This is a genomic window from Cellulomonas sp. NPDC058312 (genome assembly GCF_042880135.1).
In the GTDB taxonomy this organism is placed as follows: domain Bacteria; phylum Actinomycetota; class Actinomycetes; order Actinomycetales; family Cellulomonadaceae; genus Cellulomonas.
In genome coordinates this window covers 685,867-702,961 of sequence record NZ_JBHVZE010000002.1, presented here as the reverse complement: position 1 = coordinate 702,961, position 17,095 = coordinate 685,867, and the positions used below count along the sequence as shown (strand labels likewise).

Annotated in this window: 13 protein-coding genes; 7 read left to right on the top strand and 6 right to left on the bottom strand. The window is 75.3% G+C overall.

Annotation, left to right across the window (positions count from 1 at the left end; all coding sequences use genetic code 11):
- Positions 1–15: 15 nt before the first annotated feature.
- Together pknB and ACFVXN_RS07715 are read right to left on the bottom strand one after the other, a co-directional pair.
- Positions 16–2,004, bottom strand: a complete 1,989-nt coding sequence (pknB, locus tag ACFVXN_RS07720; RefSeq protein ID WP_389229784.1) for a Stk1 family PASTA domain-containing Ser/Thr kinase — start codon at positions 2,002–2,004, stop codon at positions 16–18.
- 48 nt (positions 2,005–2,052) lie between these two features.
- The gene (locus tag ACFVXN_RS07715; protein WP_389229781.1) at positions 2,053–3,270 is read right to left on the bottom strand and encodes a LysM peptidoglycan-binding domain-containing protein; all 1,218 of its coding nucleotides are present in this window, start codon (positions 3,268–3,270) and stop codon (positions 2,053–2,055) included.
- 269 nt (positions 3,271–3,539) lie between these two features.
- Here ACFVXN_RS07715 and ACFVXN_RS07710 point away from each other — a divergent pair, with 269 nt between their 5' ends.
- The gene (locus ACFVXN_RS07710; protein ID WP_389229778.1) at positions 3,540–3,977 is read left to right on the top strand and encodes an Rv2175c family DNA-binding protein; all 438 of its coding nucleotides are present in this window, start codon (positions 3,540–3,542) and stop codon (positions 3,975–3,977) included.
- Between the two features lie 101 nt (positions 3,978–4,078).
- Here the strand turns inward: ACFVXN_RS07710 and ACFVXN_RS07705 are convergent, their stop codons facing one another.
- The gene (locus ACFVXN_RS07705) at positions 4,079–5,197 is read right to left on the bottom strand and encodes a polyprenyl synthetase family protein (RefSeq protein ID WP_389229775.1); all 1,119 of its coding nucleotides are present in this window, start codon (positions 5,195–5,197) and stop codon (positions 4,079–4,081) included.
- Between the two features lie 79 nt (positions 5,198–5,276).
- On the bottom strand, positions 5,277–5,789 hold the full coding sequence (locus ACFVXN_RS07700) for a hypothetical protein (protein ID WP_389229772.1): 513 nt from the start codon (positions 5,787–5,789) through the stop codon (positions 5,277–5,279).
- 127 nt (positions 5,790–5,916) lie between these two features.
- Here ACFVXN_RS07700 and ACFVXN_RS07695 point away from each other — a divergent pair, with 127 nt between their 5' ends.
- The 3 genes from ACFVXN_RS07695 (at position 5,917) to ACFVXN_RS07685 (ending at position 9,558) form a co-directional block, all read left to right on the top strand.
- Positions 5,917–7,176: a DUF4192 family protein gene (locus ACFVXN_RS07695; RefSeq protein WP_389229769.1), complete on the top strand. Its 1,260-nt coding sequence runs from the start codon at positions 5,917–5,919 to the stop codon at positions 7,174–7,176.
- 127 nt (positions 7,177–7,303) lie between these two features.
- The gene (locus ACFVXN_RS07690) at positions 7,304–7,702 is read left to right on the top strand and encodes a universal stress protein (RefSeq protein ID WP_389229766.1); all 399 of its coding nucleotides are present in this window, start codon (positions 7,304–7,306) and stop codon (positions 7,700–7,702) included.
- A gap of 311 nt (positions 7,703–8,013) precedes the next feature.
- Positions 8,014–9,558, top strand: coding sequence for an RNA polymerase sigma factor (locus tag ACFVXN_RS07685; protein WP_389229763.1), 1,545 nt, complete (start codon positions 8,014–8,016; stop codon positions 9,556–9,558).
- Between the two features lie 439 nt (positions 9,559–9,997).
- Here the strand turns inward: ACFVXN_RS07685 and ACFVXN_RS07680 are convergent, their stop codons facing one another.
- Positions 9,998–10,258: a hypothetical protein gene (locus ACFVXN_RS07680; protein WP_389230533.1), complete on the bottom strand. Its 261-nt coding sequence runs from the start codon at positions 10,256–10,258 to the stop codon at positions 9,998–10,000.
- A 108-nt stretch (positions 10,259–10,366) separates the two neighbouring features.
- On the opposite strand from ACFVXN_RS07680, the gene ACFVXN_RS07675 reads away from it, so the two are divergent.
- The 3 genes from ACFVXN_RS07675 (at position 10,367) to ACFVXN_RS07665 (ending at position 14,197) form a co-directional block, all read left to right on the top strand.
- Complete coding sequence (locus ACFVXN_RS07675; protein WP_389229760.1) at positions 10,367–12,559, top strand: type IIA DNA topoisomerase subunit B; 2,193 nt, start codon at positions 10,367–10,369, stop codon at positions 12,557–12,559.
- Positions 12,560–12,639: 80 nt separating this feature from the next.
- A complete protein-coding gene (locus ACFVXN_RS07670; protein ID WP_389229757.1) occupies positions 12,640–13,689 on the top strand; it encodes a GNAT family N-acetyltransferase in 1,050 nt (349 codons plus the stop codon).
- 16 nt (positions 13,690–13,705) lie between these two features.
- On the top strand, positions 13,706–14,197 hold the full coding sequence (locus tag ACFVXN_RS07665) for a MarR family transcriptional regulator (protein WP_389229754.1): 492 nt from the start codon (positions 13,706–13,708) through the stop codon (positions 14,195–14,197).
- A 370-nt stretch (positions 14,198–14,567) separates the two neighbouring features.
- Here the strand turns inward: ACFVXN_RS07665 and ACFVXN_RS07660 are convergent, their stop codons facing one another.
- The gene (locus ACFVXN_RS07660; protein WP_389229752.1) at positions 14,568–17,081 is read right to left on the bottom strand and encodes a DNA topoisomerase (ATP-hydrolyzing) subunit A; all 2,514 of its coding nucleotides are present in this window, start codon (positions 17,079–17,081) and stop codon (positions 14,568–14,570) included.
- Between the last annotated feature and the right edge of the window lie 14 nt (positions 17,082–17,095).

Here is a 17,095-nt window from a genome sequence, read left to right as displayed (position 1 = left end):
GTGCGGGGGTGGCGGTCAGACCACGGTGAGGGTGACCGTCGAGCCCTTGGGGACTGCCTGGTCGGCCGGGACGCTCTGGTCCCGCACCGTGCCGAAGATGCCGCCGAGCACGTTGCGGCGCTCGGCCTTGAGCCCGAGCCCCTCGAGGATCGTCTTCGCCTCGTCGTACTGCTTGCCGGTGAGGTTGGGCATCGGGACCGTCTCCGGCCCCTTCGACACCTGCAGCGTCACCGTGTCGAGCCGGTGCCCGGCGGTTCCGGACGCCGGGTCCTGCGCGATCACGTCGCCGGCCGGGACGGTGTCGCTGAACGCCTCCTGCGCGTCGACGCGCAGGCCCAGCTCCTCGAGCTGCGCCTTCGCCTCGGCCAGCGACGCGCCCACCACGGACACGACCGTCACGGGCGCGGGCCCGTCGGACAGCGTGAGGTAGATCGTGGACCCGCGGCGCACGCTCGCGCCCGCCTCGACCGGGTTGCCGTCCGCGTCGGTGGTCGCGAGCACCTGGCCGACCGCGGCGGCGTCGTCCCAGAAGTCGCCCTCCACGTAGTCGACCGCGAGGTCCGCGGCGGTGAGCAGCGCCTCGGCATCGGCCTGGAGCTGGCCGACGACGTCCGCGGGCATCGTCACGAGGTCCGGTCCGCGCGAGACCGACAGCGTGACCGTGCCGTCCTTGCGGACCCGGTCGCCGTCCCCGGGGTCGGCCGCGAACACGTCGCCGGCGGGCACCGTGTCGTGGAACTCCTCGACGGTGGCCGCCTCGAGCCCGGCGTCGTCGAGGCGCGCGACCGCCTGCTCCTCGGTGAGCGACGTCACGGCGGGCACGGTCGTGTAGGCGCCGGGCCCGACGGTCTGGAACCACCAGGCGCCGCCGCCGAGCAGCGCGACGAGCACGACGGCGGCCACGACCCAGGCCAGCCTGCGGCGCCGCGGAGCGGTCGTCCCGCCGGTTGCGGCGCCGCTCGTGGCGACCGCGCCGATCTGCAGCGCGACGGTGCGTCCCGGTGCGTCGATGCGGGTCGTGGCGTCGCCGGCGACGTCCAGCGCGCCGGAGTCGTCGCCGCCGTCGGACCCGGAGGCCTCGTCGGGGTCGGTCGCCTGGGGGAGCGCGACCGATGGGGGGACGTCGACACGGCGGGCCAGGGTCTCGTCGTCCAGCGCGGTCCGGGTCCGCCGCAGCAGCGCGAGCGCGGCCGCGGCGTCCGCCGGGCGGTCGTCGGGCTCGCGGGAGGCGAGCGCGCCGACGAGCTCGTCGACCTCCACCGGCAGCCAGCCCGCGGTCTCGGACGGCGCGGGGACGTCCGAGTTCACGTGCTGGAACGCGATCTGGATCGGGGTCTCGCCGGTGAACGGCTGCGTGCCCGTGAGCATCTCGTAGACCAGGACGCCGGCGGCGTACACGTCGGTGCGCGCGTCGCTCTCGCCGCGGACGACCAGCTCGGGGGCCAGGTACGCGACGGTGCCGAACACCGTGCCCGTAGTGGTGGAGGTGACCTCGGTGACCGCGCGCGCGAGCCCGAAGTCCGCGACCTTGATCCGGCCGTCCGACGCCATCAGCACGTTCTCGGGCTTCACGTCGCGGTGCACGAGCCCCGCGCGGTGAGCGGCGGCGAGCGCGTCCAGCACCTGCTCGGCGACGGCCAGCGTCTCGCCCACCGTGAGGGACCCGCGCTCGGCGAGGTGCCGGCGCAGGTTCACGCCGTCGACGTACTCCATCGTGAGGTACGAGGTCTCGCCGTCGACGCCCTGGTCGTACACGCCGACCAGGCCGGGGTGGGTCAGGCGTGCGGCGGCACGCGCCTCGCGGCGGAACCGGGCGATGAAGTCGGCGCCGGCCGCGCCCTCCGCGAGGTGCGGGTGCATGACCTTGATGGCGACCTCGCGGTCGAGCCGTCGGTCGACGGCGAGGTACACCGTGGCCATGCCGCCGCGCGCGATGCGCTGCACGACCTCGTACCGGCCGTCGACCAGCTGGCCGACGAGCGGATCGGTGACGGTTGCTCCCACGGGCCGCAGTCTACGGGCGCCGGGTGCGCGGACCGGGGAGGCGCCGTGTCAGTAGCGCGCCATGTGGGTCTGGATGTTGGCCACGTAGCGGCGCGTGTCGCTGAACATGCCGTTCCGCTTCACGGAGCCCGAGCCCTGGTAGTACGACGCGATGGCCGTCGGCAGGTCGGGGGAGGACTTCACGAGCTGGCGCAGGATGGCGACGCCCGCGACGACGTTGTCGTCCGGGTCGATCAGGTTGAGGTCGCGGCCCACGAGCTGCGAGGCCCACTCGCCGGACGACGGGATGACCTGCATCGTGCCGATGGCGTTGGCGGGGGACACCGACGTGTGGTTGAACCCCGACTCCTGGAACGCGATCGCCTGGGCCAGCGCGGGGTCGACGCCCATCGCCCGGGCGGTCGCGGCGACCTTCGCCTGCATGTCCGCCTTCGACGGGACGCCCATCGCCAGCAGCGTCGCCTTGTTGGCGTTGGCCGACGCGACGACGCTCGGCGCGTAGGTCCGGCCGAGGAACGTGTTGCCGACCAGGGTCGTGCCGGCGGGGGCCGGCGCGGCGGTCGCGGGTGCGGCGGCGCCGGGGACGGTCAGGGTCTGGCCGACGCGGATGAACGCGCGGGCGTCCAGGCCGTTGGCGGCGGTGACGGCGGCGACGGTGGTGCCGTAGCGCTTCGCGATGGCGGAGACGGTCTCGCCGGAGGCGACGGTGTGGCTGCCGCCGGCCGCGGGGGCGGGTGCGGCGGGCGTGGCGGCGGCGGGCGCGGCGCCGGCGCCGGGGATGGTCAGGGTCTGGCCGACGCGGATGAATGCGCGGGCGTCGAGCCCGTTGGCGGCGGTGACGGCGGCGACCGTGGTGCCGTAGCGCTTCGCGATGCCCGACACGGTCTCGCCGGAGGCCACGGTGTGGCTGCCACCTGACGCCGCCGGGGTCGCTGCGGCCGGGGCGGTGGTGCCCGAGGTGGGGATCGTCAGCGTCTGGCCCTCGCGGATGAACGCCCGGGCGTCGAGACCGTTGGCGGTGCGCACCGCGGCCACGGACGTGCCGTGCTTCGACGCGATGTGGCTGACGGTGTCGCCGGAGCGCACGGTGTACTGCTCGTCCGCGTGCGCGACACCCCCGGTGGCCGTGACCGCGACGGCGGCGATCGCGATCGCGCCCGTCCCGGTGGCGAGACGACGACCACGGCGGGCCGCGGCGCGCGTCGGCGTGCCGTCGCCGCTGGTGCGGGCAGCCTGGTCCGTGAGGGCGAGGGCGGTCTGCGTCATGGTGGTGATCCCTGGGGGTGTGGAGACGTGGTGCTGCTGTTCAGGCAGTGGCCTGTGTGACTCGTGTGACTGGTGTGACGAGAGCGACGGTAGTCCACGGCATCGCACCTGGGAAGCGGGGTGGGCGGTTCGTCCCGATGAGCAGCGGTTTCGCCCGGTCGGCATCACCCCCGCGGACGAGCACGGTGGGCCGCGGGGGTGAACGGCACCCCCGGATGTCCCGGCGACACCCGTCCCCGCCGGACCCCTGAGGTCAGTACGCTGACCGCGTGACTGCACAGCCCCAGCCCGATGACCTGGTCGACGCCTGGTTGACCGTCCCCGACGTCGCCGAGGAGCTCGGCACCGACCCGGGCAAGGTCCGCCGCATGCTCAAGGAGGGCCGGCTCGCCGGAGTCCGCCGGGGCGACCCGCCCGTTCTCAGCATCCCCGCCGCGTTCCTGGTGCCGGTCGACGCCGCCAACCCCGCGGCACCCCGGGGTCGGGAGGAGGACGAGGACGACGACCTCCCCGCGCCGCGCGCCGCGGTGCTCGCCTCGCTCAAGGGCACGCTGAGCGTGCTCGGGGACGTCGGCCTCACCGCCGCCGACTCCATCGCGTGGCTGTTCACCGTCGACGAGACGCTCCCGGGCGGCCCCCGCCCCGTCGACGCCCTGCGCGCCGGCCACAAGACCGAGGTGCGCCGCCGGGCGCAGGTCCTGGCCTGAGCCGCTGACCCGTCACCCCGGTCCGGGGTGACGGGGACCGCCGCGGCGGTCCGGGCCGACGGTTCGGCCTGACGCGCAGGCGCGGACGTCGTGCGCGAGCGTCACGCGCGGCGGTCGACCGCCGCGCGTCCGAGCAGGCGGAGCATCTCCCGGCCGTCCGCACGCATCGGCGCGGCGGCGAGCGCGTCGAACGCCCGCGCGCTGAGCTGGGCGATCAGCGCCTCGACGTCGGCGACCGCGCCGCTGGCGTCGATCCGGTCCGCCAGCGCCCGGCACGCCGCGTCGTCGAGGTCGCGGTCGCCCAGTCCCGCGAGCAGCGCCGCCGCGAGGTCGTCGTCCCCCTCCGCGCGAGCGTGCCCCATCGCACGGGCGACCAGCACGGTGCGCTTGCCCTCGCGCAGGTCGTCGCCCGCGGGCTTCCCCGTCGTCGCGGGGTCCCCGAACACGCCGAGCAGGTCGTCGCGCAGCTGGAAGGCCTCGCCGAGCGGCAGGCCGTAGGCACTGGTCGTCGCGAGCGCCGACGCGTCGGCTCCCGCCAGCACCGCGCCGAGAAGCAGCGGGTGCTCGACGCTGTACCGCGCCGCCTTCGCGATGACGACCTCGCGGGCCCGGGCCTCGTCGGCGGCCGGGTCCTCGCCCCACGGCAGCACCTGCGCGAGCAGGTCGAGGTACTGGCCGACCGTCACCTCCGTGCGCATCCGCTCGAAGACGCCGTGCGCCCCGGTGCGCACCCGCGGCTCGAACACCTCGACCGCGCGGATCATCTCGCGCTCGCTCGCCACCAGGGCCAGGTCGCCCAGCAGGATCGCGGCCGACTCGCCGAACCGGTCCGCGTCACCGGCCCAGCCCGAGGCGGCGTGCCGCGCGGCGAACCGCCGGTGCGCGGCCGGCTGGCCCCGGCGGGTGTCGGAGTCGTCCATGACGTCGTCGTGGAACAGCGCGGCGGCCTGGAACAGCTCGAGCGCCGCCCCGACCCGGAGCACCGCGTCGGCCTCGGGGGAGCCGGCCTCGCCACCGTGCGCGCGCCACGACCAGTAGCAGAACGCGGCCCGCAGGCGCTTCCCGCCGCCGAGCATGTGGCCCAGGGCCTCGGCGAGCGGGGCGGCGCCCTGACCGGCGGCGACCAGCTCGGGCAGGAGCGCGTCGACGTGCTCGGTGAGCAGGGCGTCGACCCGGGTGCGGAGGTCCTCGGCGTCGACGAGTGCGGTAGCGGGGCTCACCCGGCGAGCCTAGGGCCTCGGGCACCGGCGACGCCCGGGAACGCCCGCGCGCGCTGCGCTGCGCAGCCGGCGGGCGGGGTCAGAGCCGCACGGTGCCGCCGAGCGTGAGCGTGCGGACGCCGTCGCGGTCGAGCACCCCGAGCGTCAGCAGCTGGTCGCCGCCGTCCCCGCGGACGAACGTCGACGAGGCGGCCAGCCCGGTCGCGCCCGGGTCCACGACCGTCTCGGCGAAGCCCGCGGCCAGCAGCTGGTCCCGCACCGCCGCCACGAGGTCGGCCGTCGACAGCGGGCTGCGCAGGTTGAGGCTGATCGTCGTCAGGCCGCTCGCCTCGTCGGGCTCGGCGCTCGACACCAGGATCTCGCTGCCCTCGGGCGGCGCGACGACGTCCGTCGGGAACCCCGGCGCGAGGTCGCCCACCGAGCTCGCCGTGGCCGGGGCGGTGGGCAGCAGCGACTCGGTGGGGGACGCGACCGGCGCCGGCGCCACGGCGGTCGGACCGGTCGGCGACGGGTCGGCGCCACCGTCCGAGCAGGCCGCGGTGGCGAGGGCGGTCAGCACGACGAGGGCGGCGGCGAGGGGACGGACGAGCACGCCGGTCAGCGTAGTGCCGCTCCACGGGCGGGTGCCGAGCCCTCCCCAGCGCGGGGTGCCGCGCGTCGTCCCCAGGAACGGGCGTGCGGTGGTCGCTCCTGGCGCGGCGCCGGGGTGAGGTGTCGTCATGACCGCACCCGACACCGTCCCCCGTCCGCTCCATCCGACCCGCCCCGTGCTCCGGCTCGACCACCCGCACGACCTGCTCGCGCTGCTGCCGCACCGCTTCGGGTTCCGGCTGCACGAGTGCGTCGTGCTGCTCGGCCTGCGTGGCCCGCGCCGCGAGGTCGGGGTGGTCGCCCGCCTCGACCTGCGCACCGTGCTCGCGCCCGCCGGACCCGGCGCCCTGCGGCGCTCCGCCCAGCACCTGACCGCCGACGGCGCCGACGAGGTGGTCGCCGTGGTCTACGTCGACGAGGACGACCCCCGCGACCCGGACCGGGGGATGCGGGCCGACCCGACGTCCGGCGTCGCGCGGGCTGCCGCCGCGGTACGGGCCGCGTGCGGCGCGGTCCGGCCGTCGGACGACTGGCCGGTGGACGTCTGGGTGGTCGCGCGCGGGCGCTACCTCGGCCTGGACTGCCGCGACGCCGCGTGCTGCCCGCGCGGCGGCCGGGCCGTGGGGGAGCCCGGTGCCGGGGCGGTCGCCGCCCTCGTCGCAAGACGGGGCCCGGTGCTGGCGTCGCGGGACCACGTCGGCGTGATCCCTCCGGCCGACGCGGCGCCCCGCCGGTCCGCCGCTGCCGCGCGGTCACGGTGGGCGGACGACCGGCTGCGCCGTGCCGAGCGGGCGGACCTGCTCGGTTGGCGGCAGCGGTCGCTGGCGACCTGGCGGTCCGCGCTCGACGGCGGGGGCGCGGCGCCCGCGGCGCTCGGTCGCCTCGAGGCCGCCCTGGACGACCCGGTCGTGCGGGATGCCGTGCTGCTGACGCTGGTCGAGCCGGGCAGCGACCTGCCCGAGGTGCTCGTCCGGCGCGCAGGCACCGCACCGACGTGGGCCGACCCGGACGACCCGGACCCCGGGGTCGATCCGGACCTCGACGACACCGACGGCGCCGCCGGCCACCCGCCCGGCTCCGTGCCGCGCCGGGTGAGCGAGGCGCTGCGGGCGCTCGTGGACCCGGACGTCGCCCGCGAGCCCGACGCCGCGCTGGTCGACGCCGGGGAGGCGCTCCTCGAGTCGCTGGTCGCCCACGGGCGCCGCGGTCGGCAGGCACCCGCTCTCACGCTCCTCGCGATGCTGGCCTGGTGGGGCGGCGACGCGGTCCGGGCGTCGGTGCTCGTCGAGCGCGCGCTCGACGACGACCCGGGCCACCGGCTCGCGGAGCTCGTGGAGCGGGCGCTCGGCGCGGGCCTGCCGCCGGGCTGGCTGCGTCGCCGCTGCTGAGCGCGCCGCGGCCGGTCGTGCGCGGCACGACGTTCCGGTACCGTCGGGGCACGGTCCACTGCCGCACCCGCGCGACGCGCCGGCGGTGCCGTGCCGTAGACGCAGAGCACACGTGCGAGGAGCACTCATGAGCATCGTGGTCGGGTACCTGGCGACGGTCGAGGGGCGCGCAGCCCTGACCGCGGCGACGGGCGAGGCGGTCCGTCGCTCGGAGCCGCTCGTCGTCGTCGTGACCGAGCGGGGCGACGAGTCCGACGAGCAGAAGGCCGAGCTCGCCACCGCCCTGGACGAGGTCCGCGGCTCGCTGGAGTCGCGGGGCCTGCCGCACGAGGTGCGGGTGATCCCCGGCGGCCGCGACGTCGCCGAGACGCTGATCGGCACGGCGGAGGAGACCTCGGCGTCGCTCATCGTCATCGGCCTGCGGCGGCGGAGCCCGGTGGGCAAGCTCATCCTCGGCGCGAACGCCCAGCGGATCCTGCTCGACTCCCCGTGCCCCGTGCTCGCGGTCAAGCCCGACCCCAGCTGAGCACCTCCCTCGCCGGGGCGGACCCCGGCCGAGCAGGACGCCGCCACCCGGACGGCTGAGTCGCCGCGACCGCGCGCTCGGCCGTCCGGGTGGTGCCGTCCTGCGCCGCCACGCCGCCGTGGGCGGGCTCACGGCCGGTGACCGGGGAATCCTCGTGCAGGCCCGCGCGTTGACCACTCCTGACAGGTACACCGGCACGCGCGAGCGCCCTCTCGCCGCCCGCTCCGCAGGTCCCGGCAGGGACGCGGGCCGGTACAATATCGAGGTACCCGATGCGCCGAACCGGGTCCCTTGCTGCCGAAAGGTCATTCGTGACGCCCCAGACTCCCACCCCCACCCTCCCGCGTGAGTTCGAGCACCCTGCCCTGCAGGACCTCGTCCGCGTCGGGCGCACCCAGGGCAGCGTCGACGCCGCCGCCCTGCGCTCGGCGTGCGAGGCCGCACAGGTGGAGGACGCCAAGCGGCTGAAGGCCGTCGTGCGCGGTCTGGCGAACGCCGGCATCACCGTCTCGGAGCCCACCACGGCTCCGCCCGCTCGCCGCGTCGCCGCCGCGACCACCGCCAAGGCGCGCCCCTCGACCAAGGCCGTCGTCTCGTCCGAGGCCGGCGACGACGCCGCGACGCCCGCGGCGAAGAAGACGCGCGCCGCCGCGGCCAAGCCGGCCGCCAAGAAGACCACCACGAAGGCCGCCGCGGCCAAGCCCGTCAAGGCGACGAAGGCGACCGCGGCGAAGTCCGACGAGGACGAGGTCGAGCTCGAGGACGTCGAGATCGAGGACGTCGAGATCGAGACGACCGACGAGGAGACGACCGAGACCGCCGAGGGCGAGGAGACGCCCGCCAAGGCGACCGCCGCCAAGGAGGAGGAGTCGACCGACGCCGGCTTCGTGGTCTCCGACCGCGACGAGGACGACGCTCCCGTGCAGCAGGTCGTCACCGCCGGTGCGACGGCCGACCCGGTCAAGGACTACCTCAAGCAGATCGGCAAGGTCGCGCTGCTGAACGCCGAGCAGGAGGTCGAGCTCGCCAAGCGGATCGAGGCCGGCCTGTTCGCCGAGGAGCGTCTCGCCGCGATCGCCGACGAGCTCGAGCCGAAGGCCCGGCGCGAGCTCCAGTGGATCGCGGGCGACGGCCGTCGCGCGAAGAACCACCTGCTCGAGGCCAACCTCCGCCTCGTCGTCTCGCTCGCCAAGCGCTACACCGGCCGCGGCATGCTGTTCCTGGACCTGATCCAGGAGGGCAACCTCGGTCTGATCCGCGCGGTCGAGAAGTTCGACTACACCAAGGGCTACAAGTTCTCGACGTACGCGACCTGGTGGATCCGGCAGGCCATCACCCGCGCGATGGCCGACCAGGCCCGGACCATCCGCATCCCGGTGCACATGGTCGAGGTCATCAACAAGCTCGCCCGCGTCCAGCGGCAGATGCTCCAGGACCTGGGCCGCGAGCCCACGCCCGAGGAGCTCGCCAAGGAGCTCGACATGACCCCGGAGAAGGTCGTCGAGGTCCAGAAGTACGGCCGCGAGCCCATCTCCCTGCACACCCCGCTCGGCGAGGACGGCGACAGCGAGTTCGGCGATCTCATCGAGGACTCCGAGGCCGTCGTGCCCGCGGACGCGGTGAGCTTCACGCTCCTGCAGGAGCAGCTGCACCAGGTGCTCGACACGCTCTCCGAGCGCGAGGCCGGTGTCGTGTCCATGCGGTTCGGCCTCACCGACGGCCAGCCGAAGACCCTCGACGAGATCGGCAAGGTCTACGGCGTGACGCGCGAGCGCATCCGGCAGATCGAGTCCAAGACGATGTCGAAGCTCCGGCACCCCAGCCGCTCGCAGGTCCTGCGCGACTACCTCGACTGACCCGCACCGACGACGGGCCCGCCTCCACCTGGAGGCGGGCCCGTCGTCGTCCCGGACGCCGGTGCTTCCTGAGCGCCCTGAGCTGCCCCGCACCCACGGCTGCCGCCGACGAGTGGTCACGACACGCCGCCCGCCCCCCCCCCCCCCCCCACGGGTGGCGACACCGCGGGGAGGGGCCGGCCCCGCGCGGGCCGCGCGACCCGGGCGCCGCCCCCCCCCCCGCCCCCCGGCGCCCCCCTCCGCCCCCCCCCCCCGCCGGCGCCCCGCGGGGGTGCCCCCCCCCGCGGGCCCCCCCCCCCCCCCCCCCCGGGTGCCGCCACCACTCGTCGGGATGCGCGGGACGCGGGACGCGCGGACAGCGGACGGGCCCGCCCGGCGTCAGCCGGACGGGCCCGTCGGGGTCGTCCTGGTGCGGAGCAGGTGCGCTCCGCGGTGCGGCTCAGCGAGCGGCGCCCGCTCCGGCGCCGTGCTCGGCGAGGAGCTTGTCGGTCTCGTCCTGCACGGAGGTCGCGACCTCCGAGTACTTGGGCGCGTGCTCGCGGGCGTGGTGGGCGCAGAACAGGAGCTCGCCCACGGGCAGCAGCACGCGGACGTAGGCCTGAGCGCCGCAGCGGTCGCAGCGGTCGGCTGCGGTCAGCGGGTTCGTGGTCTCGATCGTCTCCGTCACGTTGTCATACAACCATCTCCGGCCTGGATCCATCCCGTCGGGGGCGGGTGGTTCGCTCACCGCGAAGCCGATGTCACCCCGCCGTCACACCCCGGCAACACGAGGCGCACCGGAAGCAGAGGTTCCTCTGCCGTGCGCGGCATGGCAGCAGGGGACTGTCGGCGGGAGCGATTACGCTCGGGCCTCGTGTCGACCGCATCCGCCGAGTCCAGCTACACCGCTCGCCACCTCTCCGTCCTGGAGGGGCTCGAGGCCGTCCGCAAGCGCCCGGGCATGTACATCGGGTCCACGGACTCCCGCGGCCTCATGCACTGCCTGTGGGAGATCATCGACAACTCTGTCGACGAGGCCCTCGCCGGCCACGGCAACCGGATCGACATCGTGCTGCACGCCGACTCCTCGGTCGAGGTCCGCGACACCGGTCGCGGCATCCCGGTGGACGTCGAGCCGAAGACCGGCCTGACGGGCGTCGAGGTCGTGCTGACCAAGCTGCACGCGGGCGGCAAGTTCGGTGGCGGCTCCTACGGCGCGTCGGGCGGTCTGCACGGCGTCGGCGCGTCCGTCGTGAACGCGCTGTCCTCGCGCCTGGACGTCGAGGTGGACCGCGGCGGGAAGACGCACCGGATGACGTTCCACCGCGGAGAGCCGGGTGTCTTCGACGACGCCGCGGGTCGCAGCCCGGAGTCGCCGTTCGAGCCGTTCGTCGCGCGGTCGGAGCTGCAGGTCGTCGGCAAGGTCGCGAAGGGCCGCACCGGCACGCGCATCCGCTACTGGGCGGACCGGAACGTGTTCCCGACGTCGGCGGTGTTCTCCTACGACGAGCTCGTGACGCGGGCGCGGCAGACCAGCTTCCTCGTGCCCGGCCTGACGATCACCGTGCGCGACGAGCGCGGGCTGCCGGGCACCCCCGGTGCGGACGGCCCGACGGAGGAGGTGTTCCGCCACGACGGCGGCACCGTGGACTTCGCGGAGTTCCTCGCGCCAGACGCCCCGGTCACGGACACGTGGCACCTCACCGGCCAGGGCTCGTTCACCGAGACGGTGCCCGTCCTCGACGCGCGCGGGCACATGTCCCCCCAGGAGGTGCAGCGCGACTGCGAGGTCGACGTGGCGCTGCGCTGGGGCACCGGCTACGAGACCGAGGTCCGCACCTTCGTCAACATCATCGCCACGCCCAAGGGCGGCTCTCACCTCGCGGGCTTCGAGACCGCCCTGCTGCGTACGCTGCGCAAGCAGGTCGAGGCGAACGCCCGCCGGCTGAAGATCTCCGCGAAGGACGGCGGCGACCGGATCGAGAAGGACGACGTCCTCGCCGGGCTGACCGCGGTGGTGACCGTGCGCCTGGCCGAGCCCCAGTTCGAGGGCCAGACCAAGGAGGTCCTGGGCACCGCCCCCGTGCGCGGCATCGTCGCGAAGGTCGTGGACACCGAGCTCGCGGCGATCATGACCTCGCCCAAGCGGGAGCACAAGGCGCAGTCGGCGCTGCTGCTCGACAAGGTCGTGGGGGAGATGCGCGCCCGAGTGTCGGCGCGCAAGCAGAAGGAGATCTCCCGTCGGAAGACGGCGCTGGAGTCCTCCTCGCTGCCCGCCAAGCTCGCCGACTGCCGCAGCGACGACGTCGACCGCACCGAGCTGTTCATCGTCGAGGGCGACAGCGCCCTGGGCACCGCGAAGCTCGCGCGGTCCTCGGACTTCCAGGCGCTGCTGCCGATCCGCGGCAAGATCCTCAACGTCCAGAAGGCCTCGGTGTCCGACATGCTCCGCAACGCGGAGTGCGCGGCGATCATCCAGGTGCTCGGGGCGGGTTCGGGGCGCACGTTCGACCTCGACGCGCGCCGGTACGGCAAGGTCGTGCTGATGACCGACGCCGACGTCGACGGCGCGCACATCCGCACCCTGCTGCTCACGCTGTTCTTCCGGTACATGCGCCCGCTGGTCGAGGCCGGCCGGGTGTACGCGGCCGTGCCGCCGCTGCACCGCATCGAGGTCATCGGCGCGGGCAGCCGCAAGAACGAGTACGTCTACACCTACTCCGAGGCCGAGCTCGCGGCGACGCTGAAGAAGCTCGACAAGGCCGGCAAGCGCTACAAGGACGACATCCAGCGCTACAAGGGCCTGGGGGAGATGGACGCCGACCAGCTCGCGGAGACCACGATGGACCCGCGGCACCGCACGCTGCGGCGTGTCACCCTCCCGGCCGCCGAGTCCGCGGACGCCCTCGTCCGGAGCGCGGAGGAGACGTTCGAGCTCCTGATGGGGTCCGACGTGGCCCCGCGCAAGGACTTCATCGTGGCCGGGTCGTCCAGCCTGGACGCGTCGCAGATCGACGCCTGACCCCGCACGCCCCGCGAGGCGGACGCCGGTCGGGGGTTTTGCGCGTGACAGGTCGCGCGGGCTCCGGCACCGTGGACGTCATGCCTGAGACCGACGACGCGACCCGCACGACCACGCCGATCGCCGAGCGCGCCGCCGCGCCGGACGCGCTGCCGGAGCCGGATCCCACCGCGACCGGTCTCGCGTGGCGCCCGCTCGCGCGCGGGGACGCACCCGCGCTGGCCACGCTGGTGGCCCGGGTCGAGGAGTTCGACGCCCAGCCGTTCCGGACCAGCCAGGTCGAGGTCGAGGAGTGGTTCGACGGGGACTGGAAGGACCCGGTCGCCGACTCGCGCGTCGGTGTGGACGCCGACGGCGCGCTGCGCGCGTGGGTGACCACCGAGGCTCCGCCCGGAGACGTCCGCACCGTGCGGGTGCACGTCAGCGGCGGTGTCGACCCGCGATGGCGTGGCCGGGGCGTCGGTCGGTCGCTCGTGGCGTGGGGCACGGCGCGCGCCCGGCAGAAGCTCGCCGCGTCCGGCAAGGACGTGCCCGGCCGCATCGCCGCGTACCTCGAGGACCACCGGGACGACGCGCGGGCGTTGTACACCGCCGCCGGGTACACGCCGATCCGGTACTACACGGACATGCGGCGCGACCTGGCCCAGCCGTTGCCGGAGGTCCGCGCGCCCGAGGGGGTGCGGATCGTGCCCTGGTCCGACGATCTCGACGACGCGGTGCGGCTGGCGCACAACGAGGCGTTCGCCGACCACTGGGGGAGCGAGCCGCGCACACCCGAGTCCTGGCAGGTCGGCCGGGCGATGTTCGCCCCGCAGTGGAGCCACGTGGCGGTGGACGAGGCCACGGGTGAGGTCGTCGGCTACACGGTCGCGGGACGGTACGAGCAGGACTGGCCGGTGGCGGGCTACACGTCCGGGTACACCGAGCTGCTCGGTGTCCGCCGGGCGTGGCGCGGCCGGGGCGTCTCCGTCGCGCTGCTCGAGGCGGCGATGCGGTCGTTCCGCGCGGACGGCATGGAGTACGCCGAGCTGGACGTCGACACCGCGAACCCCTCGGGCGCGCACGGGCTGTACGCGCGGCTGGGCTACGAGGTCACCCACGGCTCCGTCCTCTACTCGATCGAGGTGTAGCCCTACGCTGTGGGCCATGACGGCAGTGGAGGACGGTCGCGAGCGGGTCGCCGTGGGTCCGGTCGACGAGGACACGACGTGGCGGATGTACCTCGGGCTGTCCCGGGAGATGTTCACCGCGCTGGAGCGCGGCCTCGGGGCCGACGCCGGGGTCTCCGTGGCGGACCTGGAGCTGCTCGAGCCGCTGCTGGCCGCGGGGGAGCCCGGACTGCGCGCGAAGGACCTGGCGGCGGCGGCGGAGTGGCAGGACAGCCGGGTCTCCCACCAGCTGCGGCGGATGGAGACCCGCGGCCTGGTCACCCGGTCCCGGGACCGCTCGGACGCGCGGGGGACCGTCGTCGGCCTCACCGCGGCGGGGACCGCCGCGGCGGTGGCGGCCCAGCAGACCCGGCGCGCGTTGGTCCGCGAGCTGCTGCTCGCGCCGCTCGACGAGTCCCAGGTCCGGGCGCTGGTCGAGGTGTCGGCCCTGGTCCGCGCGCGCATCGCGGAGTCGGGCCGGGCGCGCTGAGCCGCGTCGCGCCCGGGCCCGCCCGCCGAGACAGGTCCGCCGCGTCGAGTCAGGGCCTCCGGACGTCCTGAGTCGAGGCCGCGGACCTGTCTCGGGGCGGCCCGGGGGGGGCCCCGCCGCGGGGGGGGCCCCCGGCCCCGCCCGGGGGGGCCGAGGGTGGGCCCCCCCGGGCCGGCGGGGGGGGGGGTAGGGCCCGCCGCCCCGGGGGCCCCCCCGCGCCCGCGGGGTGGGGGGCGGGGGGCGGGCCCCGCGGCGCCCCGGCGCCCCCCGCCCCTCCCGCGCCCGCGGCGCAGTCTCCGGCCCCCCGGGCGCCGGGGTCGTGCGGCCCCCCCCCTGCCGCCCCGCGCCGCGGGGCGCGCCGAGACGGGGGTCAGCCGACGGCCAGCGCCGGGGCGGCCAGAGGCTGGCCCGAGCCGTCGCGGCGGTCGTCGGTCTCCGGCAGCTCGACCGGCTGACCGCCCGACCCGGTGGCACGGGCGGGAGCGGCACCGACCCAGGCGAGCAGGAGCGTGTCCTCGCCCTTGAGGAACCGGTGCGCGCGCACACCGCCGGTCGCGCGGCCCTTGCCGGGGTAGCGGCTGAACGGCGTGACCTTGGCGCTGCCGGACTGGGTGCCGGGCAGCGCGTCGGACGACCCGGCGACCGTCACCACGACCGGCCCGCCGTCCTCCTCGGTCCCGGCCGCGGCCTGCTCGGGCAGCGCCCCGAAGTGCACGACCCGCTGGCCGGCGCCGAGCTTGATGCCCGCCATGCCGCCCGCGGGCCGGCCCTGCGGTCGCACAGCCGAGGCCGCGAAGTGCAGCAGCGCGGCGTCCGAGGTGACGAACACCAGCTCGTCGGTCTCGCCGACGGCCGCGCAGCCGACGACCTCGTCGCCGTCCTTGAGCCCGATGACCTCCCACGAGTCGCGGTTGGCGGGCGGCTCGCCGGGGGTGACGCGCTTGACGACGCCCTGGGCGGTGCCGATCGCGAGCGTCGGGGCGTCCGCCGCCACGGACACCAGGCCGACGACGCGCTCGCCCTTGTCCAGCGCCAGCAGCTCGGTCAGCGGCAGCCCGCCGGACAGGTTCGGGGCGCCGTCGGTCGGCGGCAGCGCGGGCAGGTCCAGGACGGAGACCTTGCGCACCACGCCGCGGGAGGTGAGCACGCCGACCTCGCCGCGCACGCTCGTCGCGACCGTGCCCGCGAGGACGTCGTGCCGGGACCGTCGGGCGTCGGGTGCCGGGCGCAGCTGCACGTCGGTGCTGCCGGTGCGGGCCACCAGGCCGGTCGCGGACAGCAGCGCGTAGCAGGGCGTGTCGGCGATCTCGAGCGACAGCGCGGGGGCGGACCGGCCGGACCGGGGCGCGGGCGCGCCCTCGGCGGCGGTGACCCCGCCACCGGCGGACTCCAGCAGGATGGTCCGGCGCGGGGTGCCGTACGTCGCGGCGACCTCGGCCATCTCGTCGGACACCGTCGTCCGCAGCAGCGCCTCGTCGCCGAGGATCGCGCGCAGGGCGGCGATCTGCTCGGTGAGCTCGTCGCGCTCCTTCTCCAGCTCGATGCGGGAGAACCGGGTCAGGCGGCGCAGGCGCAGCTCGAGGATGTACTCGGCCTGCGGCTCGGACAGGTCGAACACGTCGCGCAGGCGGGTGCGCGCGGTGTCCGCGTCGTCGGAGGACCGGATGACCTGGATGACCTCGTCGATGTCGACGATCGCGACGAGCAGGCCCTCGACCAGGTGCAGCCGCTCGAGCCGCTTGCGCAGCCGGAACTCGCTGCGCCGCCGCACCACGCTGATCCGGTGGTCGACCCAGACCTGCAGCAGGTCCCGCAGCCCGAGCGTGCGGGGCTGGCCCTCGACGAGCGCGACGTTGTTGATGGAGAACGAGTCCTCGAGCGGGGTGTACCGGTACAGCTGCTCGAGCACCGCGTCGGGGTCGAAGCCGGTCTTGACCTCGATGACCAGGCGCAGGCCGTGCTGGCGGTCGGTGAGGTCGAGCGCGTCGGAGATGCCGGAGAGCTTCTTGGACTGCACGCCCTCCTTGATCTTCTCGATGACCTTCTCCGGGCCGACCGTGTACGGCAGCTCCGTGATGACGATGCCCTTGCGCCGCGGCGTGACGTTCTCGATCCGCGCGGTGGCCCGGGTCCTGAACGCTCCGCGGCCCGTGCGGTAGGCGTCGCGCACGCCGTCGAGGCCGATGATCTTGCCGCCGCTCGGCAGGTCCGGGCCGGGGACGAACCGCATCAGCTCGTCGAGGGTGGCCTGCGGGTGCAGCACCAGGTGGCGGGCCGCGGCGACGACCTCGACCAGGTTGTGCGGGGCCATGTTGGTGGCCATGCCGACCGCGATGCCGGACGCGCCGTTGACCAGCAGGTTCGGGATCGCCGCGGGCAGCACGCCGGGTTGGGTCAGCTTGTTGTCGTAGTTCGGGACGAAGTCGACGACGTCCTCGTCCAGGCCGGCCGTCATCGCCAGCGCGGCCGGCGCCATCCGGGCCTCGGTGTACCGGGGGGCGGCCGGCCCGTCGTCGAGCGAGCCGAAGTTCCCGTGCCCGTCGACCAGCGGCAGGCGCAGCGAGAACGGCTGGGCCATGCGGACCATCGCGTCGTAGATCGCGGTGTCGCCGTGCGGGTGCAGCTTGCCCATCACCTCGCCGACCACGCGCGCGGACTTCACGTGCGCGCGGTCCGGGCGCAGGCCCATGTCGTGCATCTGGAACAGGATGCGGCGCTGCACCGGCTTCAGGCCGTCGCGCGCGTCCGGGAGGGCGCGCGAGTAGATGACGGAGTAGGCGTACTCGAGGAACGAGCCCTCCATCTCGCTGGTGACGTCGATGTCGACGATGCGCTCGGCGACGTCCTCCGGCGGGAGGTCGGGGGTGCTGCTGCGGCGCGCCATGCGGATGCGGCTCC